Genomic DNA, 18,828 nt, shown 5'->3' on the forward strand with positions numbered 1-18,828 from the left:
GCAGATTTTCGGAAGGATATGGATAGCGTAATAGTTTTGATAGAATAGTTGCTCATCAAAAATTCAGCTATTTTCTATGTAGGTATGCTATAATTATTTATGCAGAAGAGTTTCCCAAATGGGAGGGGAGGTTTTATGTTTCTGAAGCATAATAACCTCTCGAAGACGGTGGCTCTAATTTCTGAAAGGTAGGTGGTGCCTATGGGCAACTCATCAAAATCTAACAGAAAGGAGCAGATTGTTGTCAGTTTACGAGACGCTGCAACTGATGCTGGGATTCGGTAGTTTCCTACTCTCCCTTATCGGCTTAGTGATTGTCATCGTAAAAATGAGCAATAAAAAATAACCGTCTGAACTTTGACCGGTTGACGATTATTTTTTAGTAATTATTAAACTAGTCACCGTCTTAAACGGTTCTGCATTGGGTAGTTGTGAGTGCAACTACCCTTTTCTATTCTCATTATAACCTAACTAGAAAACATAGTCAAACGAGAGCCTATTTTGGCGGTCAGATCTCCTAATTTAACTGGTGCTTATTCTAATACAGTTCGGAAGGATAGTTAATCATCACTTGCTTCTCTCTTCCAATGCTTATTAAAATGATTCATAGCATTATTATTGTCAAAAATCTCTTTAACCAAATTCATGATTTCTTCTCTACTTCTCCCATTAGGATCAGAACTAAAATCCTCAATATCTTCTACTGAATGTGAATTGACGTTAAAAAGTTTCTCTGCAACCTCATTTCCACAATAAAGTACACTTGCATCTATTTGGTTAAATTTTCCATATGTTTCAAATATTCTCCGAATTGGATTTAGCATAAATTCTGGTTTATGTTGTTCATACATCCAATGTAGCTCTGCCCACAATGCCTCATAAGTTGTTTTTAAATCCTCCGCTTCAGAAGTAAGCAATCGGAATCCACTCCCTGCTGAAGATTTCACTAAATGTATGGTTGTTTTTTCATAATTTTGTTTTGTGCTACCATTCCACCATTTATATCTAACATTAATATAAAAGTGAATATTATGTGTCAAAATGAAAACTTGATCTGTGTCATTTAAATTTTTCAATAATTTTTGAATACTTGTTATTATAAGATACTGCGTTGTATCATCATTTGAATTCATCGGATCGTCAAATACAATTATTCTCTTCTTTTCTTTTAATTTTTGTGGATTCTCTAAATCAAGCATAAACCACAAGAATGCAACTATATTTTTTTCACCTGTACTTAGAGTAGAAATGCTTCTCTTGTTGCCTTGCATATCTTGAACGGCATACTGCCCTTTTTGTTCTCCTTCTACTAGAATTAACTGGAAAGACTGCTCTCCCAATCCTCTAAGATATTTATTAATTCTTTCAGCAGCGATACTCTCATCTACACTTCTTGACAATAAAAAATTTAATTCTTTTTCTAGATTATCTAACTCTAATTTTTTTGCATCAAATTCACGTTTTGTTCGAGTATAATTTTCTTCTAAAATTTTTCCTTTCGTCACTAAATTACTGTGATCAAAATCTTTTAACTTCTTTGCAACTAAGTTCAATCTTAGTCTCTCTCGCGCTTGTTGCTTTTCAATATTTAAATTTGCCGAAAATTTATTATTTTCCTCACATAATTTTTTATATTGAGCAATTGTTGGATCAATTGCTTCAGGAATCGTGTCTACAATTTCCAACTTAGTAGTAAATAAATTCGACCTTCTTTCCAACAACTGCTCTTCTAATATATCTAAGAAATTAACATACTCAGCAACATATTCATTAATTTCTAAATTAATTGTCTGAATTTTCTCGTGAAATTGCGGATAAAAAAGATTTTTCTCTATTTTCTTAGTAGCTTTTGCAACTTGTTTAGCATAAGAAATCTTTGTTATAGCATTATTGATTCTATCTTCAAATTTCTTAACCTGATCATCAAAGAAACTATTCAGATTTTCTAGTCTTTCTTCTGAAACTTCATTACCACAAAAAGCACACATAGACCCAGCCTCATGATAATGCATCCCCTCTCTAGCCCAGTTTGCTTCCTGGTTAGACTTAAACTTTAAAATTATGCTAGGTATCAATTCCGTTGTAAGTATATCATTTGTTGCAGTTAAATACTTTCCTAAATCTTCAAATGCTACTTGCTGTTCTATGACTTGTAGTAGTGCAACTTGATTTTTCAAATTCTCTAGTCGTTTTGCTTCACCATCGCTTAATTCCAAAGACTTTGGGATATCGTTTTGAAAATTTCGAGTATTATAGTTTGCTCCTGTTAGTCCTGTATACGAATTTTTCAATTCACTTGCAGAGGTTGAATAAAAGCGACTTAACTTATCTCGACAATCATTTCGTTCTCTTTCTGCGTGTTTAAACTGCTTGTATAAGTTTTCTGCATCAGTTTCTTGAATCTGCAACTTAATATCATCTATTTTCTTATTAACCGCTTCAATCTGTGGTTGTAATTCTGCATTTTCTATACCTAAAGAAATAGCATCTAACCGTTCATTTTCTGCGACAGAATTGAACCCTTGAAAGATGCGTACATCATGTGTTTCGCCATATTGTGCTCGAATCGCTTCTGTTATAGACGATTTCCCTGCACCATTTTTTCCATAAATAAAATTTTTCCGTTTCAAATTGTCCAATGTCTGTGCTGAAAATCTATCTGATGGCAATGCTATTTCTGTAATCATCCTCACACCCTCCTTTTCCCTGTCATATAGTCATAAACCAATGTTTGACGTTGCTTGTTGACATTTTCAATCCACTTTTTTCTTGGCATCAATCTTCCGACCACTGCTGATTACTTTTTATAAAGAAAATCAACGAGTGTATTTTTTTAACATGACATAAAGTATAACATTATAAATAAAAATCTTATACTACACTAATAATCTCATATTCATCACACTTCTCCGGTTCTGCTAATAAAAATAGTTTTTTCAAATACATCAGTAAATATTTTAAAAAACGGAAAAAAATACTTTAATTCGCATCACCTATTTCATTAAATAAAGATAACTGTCCCTCTATTTCATACTTACTCTTTTTTTTCCTATTATGCTTAACTTCAAAAATATGTTCCTCATCCGTACCATAATTAGTTACTTCAGAAATCTCCCATATTATTTGCTCTTTTCCATCAGTTATATTTGTTATCTTTCGAATTTCACAAATGATAAAGAATCCTGTATTAAATGAAATTACTTTATTTTGAGATTTTTCAAGAAATTCTTTATCCTTCACATAGAACCTAATATTTTCTCCTTCATATTCGCCAGTCCACTTCTCTTGAATACCGGCAACTAGAACAGGGGAAATAATGTAAACCTTCGCATTTTGAATAATAGTATCATTATTCTGTTTTTGAAAAATGTAATTATCAAAATCTTCACTTGGAATTGTAGCAGTTACTGTCCCCTCCTGCTCAACCTCAATTCCTGAAACTTCTTTATCGGCTTTATTTGCTTTAAAAAAAGCAGTTTGATACTTACTTATACTAGAAAAATTTTCAATATAGGTCTCAACTTGTTCCTGAGTCAATGTGCCATTATTAACTTTTTCTTGTAGCTCAATAACAAATTTTTCTCGTTCAAGATCCGTAGACTTTGGCTCTTGAAGTTGTGAAAAAAAAGCAGTTAACACTATTGCAATTACACTTGGGATTGTACTGATTAAAATTTTGTCCTTATTTTTTGGCCAAAATATTTTAAAGCTAGACTTTAAACTGCCCTCTTCTCGAGCAGAAACTTTTATTTCCAAAGAAAATTCAAATTGTTTTGCAATATCATAGATAAAACTAATCAAAGCCTGCTCAGATTTTAATAATGTTTTAGCATTTAACTCATGCTGCTCATCATCACCAAAAATCCATCGAAGAGAGTAACTATACTCTTCCAATTCAGCTGTTACCATCTACACCCTCCTTTTCCCTGTCACAACATCATAAATCAGTGTTTGGCGTTGTTTGTTGATGTTTTCAACTTGTTCTTTTTTAATGGAAATCATGTGGTTGATTTTTCCAACACCCGAATCGAGAAACAAGTTTATTTTTTTTATTTCTTCCGATGTCGGTATAATTAATTTTACTTGAGAAAGCATATTCAATGAAACAAATGATTGCACACCCCCACTCATCATAAAGCTAAGTTGAGAGTTTGTCCAACGACTATTCAATTGATAATATAAAAATCTTGACAATGCTTCATCATGAGCAACCTTGAAAAGAGCAACGTTTTTTATGGAAAATTCCTTTTCTACCAAAACCTGAGTAGCTCCGCCAACAGTGCCTATCATTGGCATTAGAATATCACCTTTTTTTACATCAGATCGCTGAGAGATTTTTATATGATCATCGTAAGATATGTTTTTTGCACCATCGAAATCTATCCTATTTTGAACACTGTCTAAATTTTTTGAAGTAATCAATGGAACACCTTCTACAAAATATTCTGGCGTATCATGTGTACCATCTTTAATAGTAACAACATATTTAAAGTTCTTCACCTCCCACCCCTCTGGTATCTGTCCTATCCAGTCAACACCTGAGTCTTTCAAGGGAACGGTTTTATCCAATCCTTTTGTGACGGTTTCGTAAATCAGGCTTTGGCGGTAGTCTTCCAAGGTCTTAATTTGCTCCTCCAGAAGGCTTTTGACCTTATCCAGTTGAGCAACTTTTTTATCGAGGAAGTCAGCGATTTGATTTTGTTCAGAAACATTTGGGAAAGTAAATGAAAATTCATCAAATACATTTTGATACAGATGTAGAATTGTGCTAGCACCTGAATTAGTATAGTTAAACCATAGCCAGAATACATCAGATTTTAAAACATAGAATAAAAATCTACGTGAAATATTTTCTGTGGTTTGAATACGAAGAACTCCACTATTTAACGAAGCCTTTTCATTTAATCCCTCAATTATTGCAACTTTTCCAACAGTTCCATCTTTTGTAATTAATAGGTCTCCATTTTCAACCTGAATTTGTTTTGCTTCAAACCATCTTTTCTCATCAATATGGACAGCCGTTTCAAAATTTATCTTCCCATCTAAAAAGTCAGTTCCAGTAATTAGATAAGGGCCTTCTTCCTTATATTCAGCTGAAGTAAGTCCTTGCCAACCTATTCGGCCATTTAACTGGGTTGTGAACTTTATCTTCGTTATCCCCCACTCCTCCGGCACTTCTCCAATCCACTCGATGCCGCTATCTTTCATCCTAGTCATGTTTGAGGTCCTCCAAGAGTGCTTGTAGTTGGTCTTCTAGGTCATAGAATTGTTTGAGCAGGTCTTCCGCCTTTTCTGGGGCTTGATATTGGTAGAAATAGCGGGTAAAGGGGATTTCTGCTCCTAGCTTGCTTTCCTCCCACCAGTAGTGAGCATCTGGAACATGAGGATAGACTTCCCGTTCAAAATAAGCTTCTACTTCTTCCGAGAGCTTGACAATCTCAGAATCCTTAGTAGTCTTGTCATAGACGATACCGTCCGCGAACTCACCCAGCTTGTCTTTCTTCTTAGTTGTGATAACCTCAGCAGTCTTGTCCATCTCACTCATAGCGAGGGCTAGGGCATTGAGATTGGCTGGGGTCAGCTTGACTTCTGACAAGAGATCTTTCAGTGTGGCTGTAAAAGTCTCAAAGTTTGGATAGGTAGTTTCCGACAGACCTTGACGGAGGGCTTGGAGGATTTCCTCTTGCTTTTCCCTACCTTCTTCAAGCTTTTGCAATTCCTTATCCTGCTTGGCTGTACGTGGCTCCATTTCCAGTAATTCTTGGTACTTGTACTCATCAAAGAGCTTGGCAAAAAACTGGACCGACTGGACACTTTCCAGGCTTTTCTCTGTAATTTCTCCACGACGTTGTAAAGGCTGCATGACCAGGTATTCTTTATAAAGAAATTCCTTGCTGTCAAAGATTTTCACACGGTCATTTTCCTCAAAGTCATGGTACCACTTGAGAATATCCTTGATATTGTCCTGCGACAATTCGCGGCGTTTTTGTCCCAGTGATTTCCGCAATGGAACAAATTCATTGGTTGCATCTATAAATTGGACCTTACCTTGTCTTTCTGGACTCTTATCCTTATTATAAAGCCAGATATAGATACCGATTCCAGTATTGTAGAAAAATTGACCTGGGAGGGCAACAATGGCCTCCAACAAATCATTTTCTAAGATATAACGGCGGATTTGACTTTCCCCAGATGTCGTTCCACCTGAGAATAGGGGCGAACCGTTTGAAATGATAGCAGCTCTGCCATTTTCCTCCAACTTCGCCAAAGCATGTAGATGAAAGAGCAACTGAGCATCACCTGTGGTAGGGGTGTTGACGAAACGACCTTCCCTGCCTTCTGTCGACTCAAAGAGAGCCTGATCATCCTTGACCGCCTGCTCTACTCCGTCATCCGCATCCTTCCCTCCCCAAGACTGACCAAAGGGTGGATTGGCAATGACAAAGTTCATCTTCTTATCGTGAAATGGGTCTGAATCCTTGAGCGTATCCGTCTTAACAAAATAATCCGACTCTTCCTGACGAATCAGCATATCCGCTTTGCCAATACCATAGGTTTCAGCCAGATACTCTTGACCAAACAAGCGAACGTTGACCTTGGGATTGAGCTGTTGAATATAGCTTTTGGCAGTTGCCAGCATACCACCTGTACCTGCTGCCATATCTAAAACCTTAATCTCTTTATTGTCAACAAAAAGCTCTTCATCTGCCTCCATCAAGAGCAGGTTGACCATAAGAGCGATGACTTCCCGTGGTGTGTAGTGAGAACCTGCCTCCTCGTTTTCAGAAAAGCGGCGGATAATATCCTCAAACATATAGCCCATCCGCATAGAGTCAATGGAACTTGGTGATAAATCAAGTTCCGAGAATTTCTTCACTACTGTAAAGAGACGCCCTGTACTTGCCAAGGTATCCACCTGCTCCTTAAATTTCAAATTCTCGATAATATCCTTGACTCGTTTGGAATAACCATCTAGGTAATCCAAAAAATTATCCTTGATGGCATCGGGTTCGTTCAACAGATTCTTCAAAGTATGTTTGCTGGTATTGTAGTATTTATAGCCTGTAAGAGACTCAAAGATTTTCTCTGGCGTTGACGGATTTGACTGGAACTGAGCCAACACTTTTTCCTTGGTTGGTAAAAGGGCAGCTTCCAAGCGAGCCAATACAAACATGGGAATAATGACATCACGGTACTTATCCGCTCGGTAAGCTCCTCGTAGGGTGTTTGCAATAGACCAGACTAAATTGACATCCTTGCTGATGTTGACATCATTTGCTTGAAACAGAGGGAGTTTCCCTTTTATATCGACCATAATTTCTCCTAGAATAATCAAAAAATATACTACTATTATATCAAAAAATAGGACCCTACATTCAAATGCAGGGTCACTTTCATTCTAATAATATTTTTATCATTTATCCTAGTTATTATAGATATAGGTAATTTCTCCGATGGTATCCGTCGGATTAAACCAGTCGCGGAAATTATCCACCCACTGTTGGCCACGATAGTTGGCTTCGAGGACTTGAATTTGTCCATCCTCGTTAACAGCTGTCACATAGGCAACGTGTCCCAGAGCACCATCATTCCAAGAAATAATGGCTCCAACTTCAGGTGTTGTTCCTGTACGGAAACCATCACGCGCCGCATTGGCTCCCCAAGAAGCCGCATCGCCCCACCAGTCACCTGCCCAAGGGGCAACTTTCTGTACTCCCCATGTACATTGACCAACAGGGTAGTTAATGCCTGGTTCATACTCATAGCCTGATAGATAGTAGCTATCAGCACTTGCCTCACTAGCCTGATTCCAGATAGTTTCTGTTAATTTCAAAATCTGTCCAGGATAGAGCGGCGTCTCTAAGGTCATTTGGTTTTGTGTTAACAATTCGTAGACGTCCAATGAAAAAGCATCTGCAATCCCATAAAACGAATCCCCATCTTGAACAACATAGTCTGTTTGAGTCGCAACTGAGACTTCTTCATTAGAACCAGCTGGAAGATCCAAACGTTGACCTGGTGTAATCAGTCCGTCTATTTCCATCGCATTCACTTCAGCCAATTGGTAGGGATCAACCCCATATTGCTCCGCAATAGAAAACATGGAATCTCCTTCCACTACTACATGACTTGTGGCTTGAACACGAGATATGGTTGATAACGCAACCGTAATCCCTGCAAGAGCTAGAACAGATTTGCAACTAAACTTTTTCATATGACACCTCCTCATCATGATTTCATTTTACCAAGATTTTGACGGGAAAAGATGTCGAAAGCATTACAAATAAATGACGATTTATCGTTTTATTTCATTCTTTAAATAGTTTGATATAACTGAGAAAGTCTTCCCATTCCTAATGGTCACTTGCTTGTAAAATGGTGACTTAGCCAACTGCTTGTGGTAGGCTGTTTGTAGATAGCTGTCTTCAGTATATTTGCCCCAATAAATAGCATGCTCGGAGAGATGTAGAACTTCATCACCTAGATGCAAGGACTGAATATAGTCCACCATAGCCTGCTTATCCAATCCTTCGGTGAAAAAGAGAACATCCTTTCTCGCCAATTCTTCTTGCCACCATGCTGGAAGCTGATCGATTTCTGCTTGATAATCTTGGGCATCTAGTAGAGCAAATTGCTCCACAAAGGGGTATCTTTCTGTGAAAAAAGTTTGAAATTCAGCAACAATGTCCCCTCTATTCTTGGTTGAATCAAAGAAGAGATTGCCGCTATTAATGTAGGTTTCAACCTTGTCATAGCCCAAATCTGCCACCGCTTGACGCAATTCAGCCATCACAACCTTATTACGACCACCGACATTGATCCCTCTCAGCAGAAGAACATATCTCATTGCCCCTCTTCCTCCAGAACTTGCCGAATCAAGGCCATAACCTGGTTTCTATCCAACTTCCACTGGGCTCGCTCATCCTTGTCAAAAGTACGATTCGAGAGAAAAATCGCAGCTTTCTGCAAGGGACGATTGTACATGATAAAGGTCCCCGTATAGCCCGTGTGCGACAACCAGTCCCCCTTCTTATCCCAGGCCAGAGACCGCTTGCGCTTATCATCAAAACCGTAATCCTGCGTCAAATTCGCCGCAAAGTCAGCCGTCAGATAGTGTTCCAAAAAGATTTCCAAATCTTTGACGGTCGAAAAGAGACCTGCACTTCCCGCGTGGAGGCCTAAGACACGCGCCTTGGGATCATGCACCACACCTGCTTTGACGCCACGCACCGTCGGCACCGCCTGACTGACTGGTCCAAAGGAGGTTTGGAACATGCCAAAGGGCTCTAGAACGTCTCGACTAATCAGCTGGTCCAGACTAGCTCCACCTAGTTCCTCCAACAAAAAGCCCAGCAAGAGAAAATTAATGTCTGTGTAGAGGAAATCTTTCTTATCCGTTACGGTAATCTTCAAAATCGCTTCCTTGAGCTGGTCGGCATCCAGACTATCCCTATTTGGAATAAAAGGATCGATACCACTAGTATGGGTCAGTAATTGCCGAATGGTGACCTCACTATCCGCAAAAGCTGGATAATAAGACTGCAAGGTCCTATCTAGCTCCAAAGCTCCGCTATTGACCAGAAAAGTCGCAAGAGTCCCCACACCAACCACCTTGGAAACAGATGCCAAATCATAGGTCAAACCTGCCTCAACCGGCGCCTGACCATCCTGGGTCCCTAAATAATATTCCTGCCACTGACCCTTAGAAAAAAGAGCCAGACTGGCACCAGGATAAACTCCTTGCCCAATCTGCTCTGAAATCTTATCTAAAATCGCTTGTCTCATTTTTCGAACCACAATTCAATACCACTTGGGTCAACCGTTTGGATAAAGCTTGCTTTTTTATCTTTAAAGAATGGTCCTTCCAACTGGCTTTCCAAATGTACCCAATCAAAGTCCTGCTCGACGGGAAAACGCAAGCCTTCTAAATCCCAAACTTGTTCTGCAGGAGTTAATAAATCCTTACCTTCTGCTCCAACAAAACGCAAAAAGGCTTGTTGAGGTAGGATGGCCTCATAATAGTCTTGGCTGATACTAGCTTGTGGGGTATTAAGCCAAATAGACTCTACTGTAAAAGCAGTCAGACCAGAAAAGTCATCTTGCACCTTAAATGGAACAGGTGGAAGGATCGCTTTTAGGTCATCAAGAGACGCTTCTGCATGCAGAAGGAAGGTGTCTCCTTCTGGCGACACAGCTTCAAAACCATAGCCATTTTTTCCTTGATAAAGCTTACTATACTGTGAACCTTGCCCCAGCAAAGCTTCAATTTCAGAGGCATTATCTACTTTTATCACAATTTTATTCAGTTTTTTAAGCCCTTCGACAGCACGGGTGCGATTACCAGGAGATTCTGTCAAAACGAGCTTCGTTTCTGGGCTTGTTCTATCTCCAAAATCAGCAAAAGGACCATCTTCGAGCTTGGTTTTCATTCCTAGATTTTCTTCTAAAAATCCTTGGTTAATAGCCCTATTATTAATACGTAAAATAGGGACTATAGCTTCATTTTTTCTCAACACGATACATTTCACTCCTCAGTCATTCTACAATATTGTATAAAAATTTTCATCATTTTACAAGTAATTGTATCGTCGTTTTATACATTAATATCTCTATATATACTGATAATTTTTAGACAAACATTGACTTATCCGATATAATAGCTATTATAGACTATTATCCTAGAAAAGAGGAGAATTTATGCGCTTTAATCAATTTTCTTTCATAAAAAAAGAGACCTCTATCTACTTGCAAGAACTTGATACTCTGGGATTTCAACTGATTCCTGATGCAAGTAGTAAGACAAATTTAGAAACCTTTGTCAGAAAGTGCCATTTCCTGACAGCAAACACCGACTTTGCCCTGTCCAACATGATTGCGGACTGGGATACGGACCTGCTGACCTTCTTCCAGTCTGACCGTGAGTTGACAGACCTGATTTTCTATCAAGTGGCCTTTCAGTTGCTGGGCTTTGTGCCTGGTGTAGATTATACAGACGTCATGGACTTCGTGGAAAAAACCAACTTCCCGATTGTCTATGGGGACATCGTTGATAACCTCTACCAGTTACTCGCTACCCGCACCAAGTCTGGAAATACCTTGATTGACCAGCTGGTCAGCGATAACTTGATTCCAGAAGATAACCACTACCGCTTCTTCAATGGTAAGTCACTGGCAACTTTTTCAACCAAAAACCTCATTCGCGAGGTGGTCTATGTCGAAACGCCTGTCGATACGGCTGGGACTGGCCAGACAGATATTGTCAAGGTATCCATTCTCCGTCCTCACTTTGACGGAAAAATCCCTGCGGTGATTACCAACAGTCCTTATCATCAAGGAGTCAATGAAGTTGCCAGCGACAAGGCCCTGCACAAGATGGAAGGGGAGTTAGCGGAAAAACCAGCTGGCACCATTCAAGTTAGTCAAACCAAGATTAACAAACTAGACTTGGACCAGCGAGAGCTACCTATCAGCCCTGCCACTGAAAAACTAGGTCACATCACTTCTTACTCTCTCAATGACTACTTCCTCGCTCGTGGTTTCGCCAGCCTCCATGTGTCTGGTGTCGGTACGCTGGGCTCGACTGGCTACATGACATCTGGCGACTACCAGCAGGTTGAGGGCTACAAAGCGGTGATTGACTGGCTGAACGGTCGCACCAAGGCCTACACAGACCATACCCGCTCGATTGAGGTCAAGGCCGATTGGGCCAATGGTAAGGTGGCGACGACAGGACTGTCTTATCTAGGAACCATGTCCAATGCCTTGGCAACAACTGGCGTGGACGGATTGGAAGTCGTCATCGCAGAAGCGGGGATTTCCTCTTGGTACGACTACTACCGTGAAAACGGGCTGGTGACCAGCCCTGGTGGCTATCCAGGCGAGGACTTGGACAGCTTGACTGCCCTGACCTACTCCAAGAGTCTACAAGCAGGCGACTTCCTCCGCAGCAAAGAAGCCTACGAAAAAGGCTTGGCTGCCGAACGAGCTGCCCTGGACCGCACCAGTGGCGACTACAACCAGTATTGGTATGACCGCAACTACCTGCTCCACGCTGATAAGGTCAAGTGTGAGGTGGTCTTTACCCATGGCTCACAGGACTGGAATGTCAAGCCAATCCATGTCTGGAATATGTTCCATGCCCTGCCAAGCCAGATCAAAAAGCACCTCTTCTTCCACAACGGTGCCCACGTTTATATGAACAACTGGCAGTCTATCGACTTCCGCGAGTCCATGAACGCCCTGCTCAGCCAAAAACTGCTTGGTCACGATAACGGCTATCAACTACCAACTGTTATTTGGCAGGACAACAGCAGTGAGCAAACCTGGACGACCTTGGACACCTTTGGCGGTGGACAAGAGGCTGTCTTGCCACTAGGTACTGGAAACCAGACCATTTCCAATCAGTATGCCCAAGAAGATTTTGACCGCTACGGCAAATCCTACCCTGCCTTCCACCAAGACCTCTATACAGGCAAGGCCAATCAAATCAGCATTGACCTGCCTGTAACAGAGGACCTCTTGCTTAACGGGCAGGTCACGCTGAAACTCCGTGTCGCTTCTAGTGTAGCTAAAGGCCTCTTATCCGCTCAGCTATTGGACAAGGGAAATAAAAAACGCCTAGCCCCAATCCCTGCGCCTAAAGCAAGATTGAGTCTAGACAACGGTCGTTACCATGCCCAAGAAAATCTGCTGGAGTTGCCTTATGTGGAGATGCCGCAACGCTTGGTAACCAAGGGCTTTATGAACCTGCAGAACCGCACCGACCTGATGACTGTCGAGGAAGTGGTGCCAGACCAATGGATGGACCTGAACTGGAAACTGCAGCCGACCATTTATCAGCTGAAAAAAGGTGATGTCTTGGAGCTGATTCTCTACACCACTGACTTTGAGTGTACTGTTCGAGATAATTCTCAATGGCAAATCCACCTTGATTTAAGTCAATCACAGTTAATTTTACCGTACTAATATTTGATTTGCAGCTCTAAAAAGAGGCTGGGCGTTTCCGCCCGGCCTCTTTATTGATACTTCATAATGGTTTAGATTTGATCTTTAGATTTTTTGTTTATAGCTGTAGCGACTACTGTCAAGCTAATTCCAGCTAAACCAAGGCCTACTAAGGCTAGGTTATTGCGTTGTTCACCTGTTGCAGGTAGGGTTGCTTTGTTTGCAGAAGGTGCACCTTTGTGACTCAGTGTCGGATTCGATTGTACTGAAGGAGTTGTTTTTACTTCTTCTTTCTTCGTTTCCAAGCTACCTTTTACAATGATACGGTTTTGACCTTCAACAACAGTCTCTGACAATAGGTTGGTTGCGACAACTTTACCATCAATTACGACGTCTTGATAAACAGATACTTTTTTACCTGCTTTTCCTTCTTGAAGAAGATATGATTTGCCAAGAGCTAGACCTGCATCATATCTGATTTCTTCTTTGATAGGGAGAGCTTCTTCTACCTTGCGTTCTTTTGTTGTGAAGTCTAGCTTTGGTTTTTCCGCTGTTTTTGGTGCGACTTCTGGAACTGCTGTCTTATCTTCCGCTTTTGGTTTCTCTGCCTTTGGCATTTCCTCCTTCGGCATGTCTTCTGCTTTCGGTTGCTCCATTTGTGGTTTATCCACTTTTGGTTTGTCCATTGGAGCCTCTTCTTCAGCTTTCGGTGTGATGTCTGGTGTTTTTTCCACTAAAGTGCCTTTTGCAATCAGACGGTTGACTGGGGCTTTACGGTCTTCTGAAAGGAGATTACTTGCAATAACATTATTGCCAACAATTACATCTTGGTATTTCTTAACCAATTCTCCTTTTTGACCTTCACGAAGCACCTTTGTTTGACCGAGTGGCAAACTAGCATCGTCTTGTTCTTCAACCATATAATCCAAAATTTCTCGCTCTACTCGTTCTTTAACAGTAAAGTCTAATTTTGGTTTTTCAGGCGCTGTCGGTGCAGTATCGGGATGTTTCTCTACTAAAATGTTTTTTGCAATCAGACGGTTGACTGGGGCTTTACGGTCTTCTGAAAGAAGTTTACTTTCAATGACTTTGCCTTCAACAATCACATCTTGGTATTTCTTAACCAATTCTCCTGTTTGACCTTCACGAAGCACCTTTGTTTGACCGAGCGGCAAACTAGCATCATCTTGTTCTTCAACCATATAATCCAAAATTTTTCGCTCTACTCGCTCTTTGACAGTAAATTCTAATTTTGGTTTTTCAGGCGCTGTCGGTGCAGTATCAGGATGTTTCTCTACTAAAGTACCTTTAGCAATCAGATGATCAACTGGATCTTTACGATTTTGGGAAATGAGGGTACTTGCAACAATTTTATCCCCAACAATCACATCTTGGTAAGTCTCAGACGCTTCGCCTCTCTCACCTTTTTGTCGTTCCACTTTCTCACCAAGTGGCAAGTTTGGATCGTCTTGCTCTTTCGTTTCGAAATCTAAAAAATTATACGTTGTTCGTTTTTGAACTTTAAAATCTAGTTTTGGTTTTTCGGCTACTTTAGGCGCTGTATCAGGAACTTTCTTTTGGAGGTTCTTGCTCTCTAGCTCGTTGACTCTGTTTACAATTCTATCAAATGCTTGTTCTGCATTATCAACATACGCTTTGAAAACTTTTCCTTCCTGACTAGCATAGTTACCTTTTTCTTCTGATTGTTCTAAGTGCTCTCTGTATTCACTTCTAATAAACTCATTACCAGAGTACTTTTCAAGATATGGAGCAACTTGACGTGTCAAACGCTCCATCCTGATATGGTTTTTAAAGTCGAGTAATTTATCATAATTTTCTTCGATTTTAGGACTATCTTTCTCAAGGGTTTGGACATAACTCATTAATTTTTGCCCGTATTCTAAAAGGTATGTCCATAGTTCTTTTTGAAATGAATAATCAGAGCCAGTGTAGTCTCTAAATACCTTTAATTCTTCCAAATCTCGTTCTAACTCTTTTAGAATATCCTGAAATTGTGGAAGGGGAGCAGACTTAACTTCGGTATTCTCTGATACTCCTTCCTTAGCTTCGCTTGTGAGGGCTGCTGGGGCAGGAGTTGGTTCTTCTGATTTTTCAGGTTCAGAGGCTACATTTTGTTCAGCAGACTTCACTTCTGGATCTGCTTTTTCAGCAACTGGAGTTTCTGATGTTGCTAGAACTTCAGCCTTAGCTTCTGGCGCAACTTTTGATTCAGAATTTGTATTCTCTGTACTTACTGTTCCAGTAATCTGGACTGTTGGCTCTGTTTCACTCGTTGGCTGAGCGACTTCAACTTGAGTGGGTTCCGAAGCTACTGTCGTCGCAAAAGCGGTTGGTGTCGAGACTCCCACACCAAGTAAGCAAGTAGCAATTAGCACCGAGCCTACGCCGACTTTAAATTTACGAATACTATATCTGAATTTTTTATTTGCAGTTTCCATTTCTATTTATTCCTAATTATATTTTATTATACACTATCATTATACCATGATATTCGAGTGAGTGGGTGTGTTTTTTATGTGTTAAAACTCTACCGAATAGCTCTATTTCTTCATCATTGAATACATGTAACTATTTTTCTAAAGGATGGATAATCACACCCTGCACCACACGGTTGACGGTGCCTGTTGGCGATGGTGTATCCGGCAAATTCTTGCATTTTACCGCTGCCATGATGGATACCGTTTGGGCAAAGAGGATGTAAGGGAAGGTAAGGAAGACATCTGGCAGATCTGCTCCGCCTTCTGCCAAGACAAAGTTGGCTGCTTCTGTACCGACTAACTTATCAGCCGACAATGCCACTATCCGCTCTGCTATGCCATCACCATGGACTTCATTGAGCAAGTCCACATCGTACTGGCGTGTGTAGCCATCGTTTGAGGCAAAGAGGAAAATCAAGGTCTTTTCGTTGATGAAGGATTTTGGTCCATGACGGAAACCGAGTGGCGACTCGTACATGGTCGCAATCTTGCCTGCCGTCAATTCCAGAATTTTCAACTGAGCTTCGTGGGCAAGACCGTAGAAACCACCTGAACCGAGGTAAATCACTCGCTCAAAATCAAGGTTAATCAAGTCTTGCACGTAGTCTTCACGGTCCAAAACATCTTGACCTAGACGGGCAATGGTCTCAACCCAAGTAGCTTTTTCTTCTTGACTGGCTGGTGAGAAGACGAGGAGGGCTGTCAGAGCCATACAGCTGTAAGAACCTGTCATGGCAAAGCCCTTATCGTTTGAACCAGCTGGTTGCAAGAGCAGGAGATTTTCAGCATCTCCTTCAGCCGCTAGTGCCAGCTTACCTTCTGGTGCACAGGTAATGGTTACTTGATACAATTTATCTACCAATTGCTTAGCGACTTCAACTGCTGCCACACTTTCTGGTGAATTTCCTGAACGGGCAAAGGACACCAGGATAGTTGGAAGATCAGCCTGTAGATAGTCATGTGGACGACTAACCAGCTCCACTGTACCAATGGCAGAAAAACGAATGTGTTTCAAGTCATTGACTTGGTTGAGGTAGTTGGCAATGCTTTGACCAACAAAGTCAGAAGTCCCTGCGCCTGTAAAAACAACGTGAACAAAGTCATGTTTTTCCTTGATTGATTTTAGAAAACTCTCGATTTTTTCCAATTGGTCAAGATAGAGTTGGTGCGCCTCCTTCCATAAGCCTGGCTGTTGGTAAATTTCGGTCGCCGTAATAATAGCTCCCAACTTTTCAAGTTCTTCTTTTGCTAAACGGAACATAGCTCCTCCTCCGTGATTTCTGGTTATAACCAGTTTTTCTTATATTATAGCGAATTTATCCCTCAAAGTCAATTTAAAATAGATTAATATGTCAAATTTATATCCGATATTGCCGACTAGAACTTATTTTGAGAAGGTAGAGCCTTTCAAAAAAATTCACAATCATTATTGGACGCAAAAAACGACCAATTTTCCTGATAGCTACCACCTTCTGTACTTTGCAGCCTATTCTGCAAAGTTAGAATATTGATGTTTTCAGTCATTGATCGTTTCTGAAATTTTCTTCTTTTACGAATAACGAAAGTAAAACAAGTAGCTAATTACAATATAAAAAATATAGTTTGATCAACAACCCGATAGTGGTTGGTAACGCCCTATATTGAAATACCAAGTTTTTACTACATCTTTTACTAAGTTATTTACTATTTTATTGTATTATACCAAAAATTGCGAAAAAGTCAGAAATAAAACAGACCCTGTTAAATTATTTACTTTTAATTTTTGTATACATCTTGTATAATGTATTTACAAACATAGGAGGTAAATACAATGAATGTTCTGCTACGAAAAACAGGCAACAGCACTGTTATCACTATCCCAAACGCTATTAAAGAGGCACTTGGCGCAGAAATTGGTGAAGAAATCGAATTCGTCACTTCTGGAAGTAATGTTATCATTCGTAAAGCTGAGCCAAAATTTGATTTTGATAGAGAACTTGAAAAAGCCATGAATCAATACGATGAATTATTGAAAGAGTTAGTAGATAAATGAAATACCTGTCCGCTGAAGACATTATCAAAATCAATGTTATGGTTATCGGAAAGTATTCTCCTAAAGAACCAGTAGGAATCGCTGACCTAAATAGCCTTCAAATGATTATCGAACAACCAAAGCAAGAAATTTTTGGAAAAGTACTTTATCCGGATATCTATAGCAAAGCTGCAATTATCTGGATAAATCTAATCAAGAAACACCCATTCTATAATGCCAACAAAAGGACTGCTGTACTTGCTTTACACATGTTTCTAGCAATGAATGGTTTTCAGTCAAATCTCTCATTAAGCGATGGACTGGAAAAGACAATCGAGATTGCTACGTTTCAAGGTGATTTTGAGGAGTTAAAGGATAATATTATCCAGTTCTTGAAAGAAGAAAATCGAGTGTATAAAAAATAGAAAAGTGGTTATTGACCAATAGTAAACTTGTCTCAAATGATTTTTCTTGGTATAAGAATAAACGGATTGGGCGAGTCCCAATCAAGACTATTGAAGACATTCTAGGCTTTGAGTTATCTCCAAAACATGATATAATTACTAACGTACGAGAAGATACTGCTCTTGAAAAAAGAGTTTCAAATGGCAGTAACTAGACAAAATAATAAGAAATGGAAGGTAGATATTAGTGATGGATGATTTCAGACATTCTCATGCTGCGTTCCCAGTTTCCCAAGGTTTACGTAATGGAGAATGTAAAGACTATATTTTCTTTACTTTGATGAAACGATTAGGTCATTCCTCAATCAACACTACAATAAATGTATACTCGCATTTATTTCCAACCCAACAAAAAGAAATTGCTTCTGCCTTTGAAAATTTTTAACAATAAGGAAAAATAAGGCAAGGAAAATTTAACAAGAGGGTCTAAACCCTTGATAGGAAAGGAATCTTAAAAATCTTATGATGAATATGCAAAACATGATGCGCCAAGCTCAAAAACTTCAAAAACAAATGGAAAAGAGCCAAGCTGAGTTGGCTGCTGCTCAATTTACTGGTAGCTCTGTGCAGGACTTGGTTACTGCTACTTTTACTGGCGACAAGAAATTGGTTTCTATTGACTTCAAGGCTGACGTTGTGGATACAGACGACCTTGAAACCTTGCAAGAAATGACAATCCAAGCCGTCAACGCTGCACTTACAAAAGTCGACGAGGCGACTCAGAAAAAACTAGGTGCCTTTGCAGGTAAATTACCTTTTTAAAAAGAAAACGCGATTGGATATTGATATACTCCCCTTATAGTGGACAGTGAAAAAACAAAAATTTTCACTAGAAACTATAAAGGGAGTTTTATTATGTCCAAAAGAAGTCCAAAGTCTGTCTCTGAGAAACTAGAAATTGTTCTACTCC

The 18,828-nt window shown here is 39.8% G+C and carries 14 protein-coding genes and 3 pseudogenes; 7 read left to right on the plus strand and 10 right to left on the minus strand.

What is annotated here, in order from left to right; genetic code table 11:
• Nucleotides 1-226 precede the first annotated feature (226 nt).
• A pseudogene (locus ODU37_RS04575) lies at nt 227-346 on the plus strand (putative holin-like toxin); the annotation flags it as partial.
• Nucleotides 347-560: 214 nt separating this feature from the next.
• On the opposite strand, the gene ODU37_RS04580 reads toward ODU37_RS04575, so the two are convergent.
• From ODU37_RS04580 to ODU37_RS04615, 8 genes are all read right to left on the minus strand, one after another.
• On the minus strand, nt 561-2,687 hold the full coding sequence (locus ODU37_RS04580; protein ID WP_105158933.1) for an AAA family ATPase: 2,127 nt from the start codon (nt 2,685-2,687) through the stop codon (nt 561-563).
• A gap of 292 nt (nt 2,688-2,979) precedes the next feature.
• On the minus strand, nt 2,980-3,909 hold the full coding sequence (locus ODU37_RS04585) for a hypothetical protein (protein ID WP_105158932.1): 930 nt from the start codon (nt 3,907-3,909) through the stop codon (nt 2,980-2,982).
• Nucleotides 3,910-5,217 (minus strand): restriction endonuclease subunit S, encoded by a 1,308-nt coding sequence (locus ODU37_RS04590; RefSeq protein ID WP_249562409.1) that lies wholly within the window; start codon nt 5,215-5,217, stop codon nt 3,910-3,912.
• Entirely contained in the window at nt 5,210-7,315 is a 2,106-nt protein-coding gene (locus ODU37_RS04595; RefSeq protein WP_249562408.1) for a class I SAM-dependent DNA methyltransferase, read from the minus strand. The genes ODU37_RS04590 and ODU37_RS04595 overlap by 8 nt, the downstream gene beginning before the upstream one ends.
• Nucleotides 7,316-7,423: 108 nt before the next feature.
• Nucleotides 7,424-8,215: a LysM peptidoglycan-binding domain-containing protein gene (locus tag ODU37_RS04600; RefSeq protein ID WP_249562407.1), complete on the minus strand. Its 792-nt coding sequence runs from the start codon at nt 8,213-8,215 to the stop codon at nt 7,424-7,426.
• An 81-nt stretch (nt 8,216-8,296) separates the two neighbouring features.
• Nucleotides 8,297-8,848, minus strand: a complete 552-nt coding sequence (locus ODU37_RS04605; protein WP_249562406.1) for a DUF1697 domain-containing protein — start codon at nt 8,846-8,848, stop codon at nt 8,297-8,299.
• A complete protein-coding gene (locus tag ODU37_RS04610) occupies nt 8,845-9,786 on the minus strand; it encodes a serine hydrolase domain-containing protein (RefSeq protein WP_105158927.1) in 942 nt (313 codons plus the stop codon). Before ODU37_RS04610 ends, ODU37_RS04605 begins: the two co-directional genes overlap by 4 nt.
• A complete protein-coding gene (locus ODU37_RS04615; protein WP_398580429.1) occupies nt 9,783-10,529 on the minus strand; it encodes a CppA N-terminal domain-containing protein in 747 nt (248 codons plus the stop codon). The genes ODU37_RS04610 and ODU37_RS04615 overlap by 4 nt, the downstream gene beginning before the upstream one ends.
• Nucleotides 10,530-10,698: 169 nt before the next feature.
• On the opposite strand from ODU37_RS04615, the gene ODU37_RS04620 reads away from it, so the two are divergent.
• A complete protein-coding gene (locus ODU37_RS04620) occupies nt 10,699-12,966 on the plus strand; it encodes a Xaa-Pro dipeptidyl-peptidase (protein WP_249562405.1) in 2,268 nt (755 codons plus the stop codon).
• Between the two features lie 71 nt (nt 12,967-13,037).
• On the opposite strand, the gene ODU37_RS04625 is transcribed toward ODU37_RS04620, so the two are convergent.
• Both ODU37_RS04625 and ODU37_RS04630 read right to left on the minus strand, forming a co-directional pair.
• Complete coding sequence (locus ODU37_RS04625; RefSeq protein ID WP_249562404.1) at nt 13,038-15,404, minus strand: G5 domain-containing protein; 2,367 nt, start codon at nt 15,402-15,404, stop codon at nt 13,038-13,040.
• A 130-nt stretch (nt 15,405-15,534) separates the two neighbouring features.
• Complete coding sequence (locus ODU37_RS04630; RefSeq protein WP_249562403.1) at nt 15,535-16,704, minus strand: SIS domain-containing protein; 1,170 nt, start codon at nt 16,702-16,704, stop codon at nt 15,535-15,537.
• A gap of 549 nt (nt 16,705-17,253) precedes the next feature.
• On the opposite strand from ODU37_RS04630, the gene ODU37_RS04635 reads away from it, so the two are divergent.
• The 5 genes and pseudogenes from ODU37_RS04635 to ODU37_RS04655 all read left to right on the plus strand — a co-directional run bounded on the left by ODU37_RS04635 (nt 17,254) and on the right by ODU37_RS04655 (nt 18,680).
• Complete coding sequence (locus ODU37_RS04635; protein ID WP_044758555.1) at nt 17,254-17,475, plus strand: AbrB/MazE/SpoVT family DNA-binding domain-containing protein; 222 nt, start codon at nt 17,254-17,256, stop codon at nt 17,473-17,475.
• Nucleotides 17,472-17,879, plus strand: a complete 408-nt coding sequence (locus ODU37_RS04640) for a type II toxin-antitoxin system death-on-curing family toxin (protein WP_105249069.1) — start codon at nt 17,472-17,474, stop codon at nt 17,877-17,879. Before ODU37_RS04635 ends, ODU37_RS04640 begins: the two co-directional genes overlap by 4 nt.
• Nucleotides 17,880-17,902: 23 nt before the next feature.
• Nucleotides 17,903-18,073: pseudogene (locus tag ODU37_RS04645) on the plus strand (DUF3173 family protein); the annotation flags it as partial.
• A gap of 41 nt (nt 18,074-18,114) precedes the next feature.
• Nucleotides 18,115-18,303: pseudogene (locus ODU37_RS04650) on the plus strand (site-specific integrase); the annotation flags it as partial.
• 77 nt (nt 18,304-18,380) lie between these two features.
• Nucleotides 18,381-18,680 carry a YbaB/EbfC family nucleoid-associated protein gene (locus ODU37_RS04655; protein ID WP_136671564.1) on the plus strand — a complete coding sequence of 100 codons (300 nt, stop codon included), beginning with the start codon at nt 18,381-18,383 and terminating at the stop codon, nt 18,678-18,680.
• Nucleotides 18,681-18,828 lie beyond the last annotated feature (148 nt).

Source organism: Streptococcus sp. 2021WUSS109, from assembly GCF_044427305.1.
Classification (GTDB): Bacteria; Bacillota; Bacilli; order Lactobacillales; family Streptococcaceae; genus Streptococcus; species Streptococcus suis.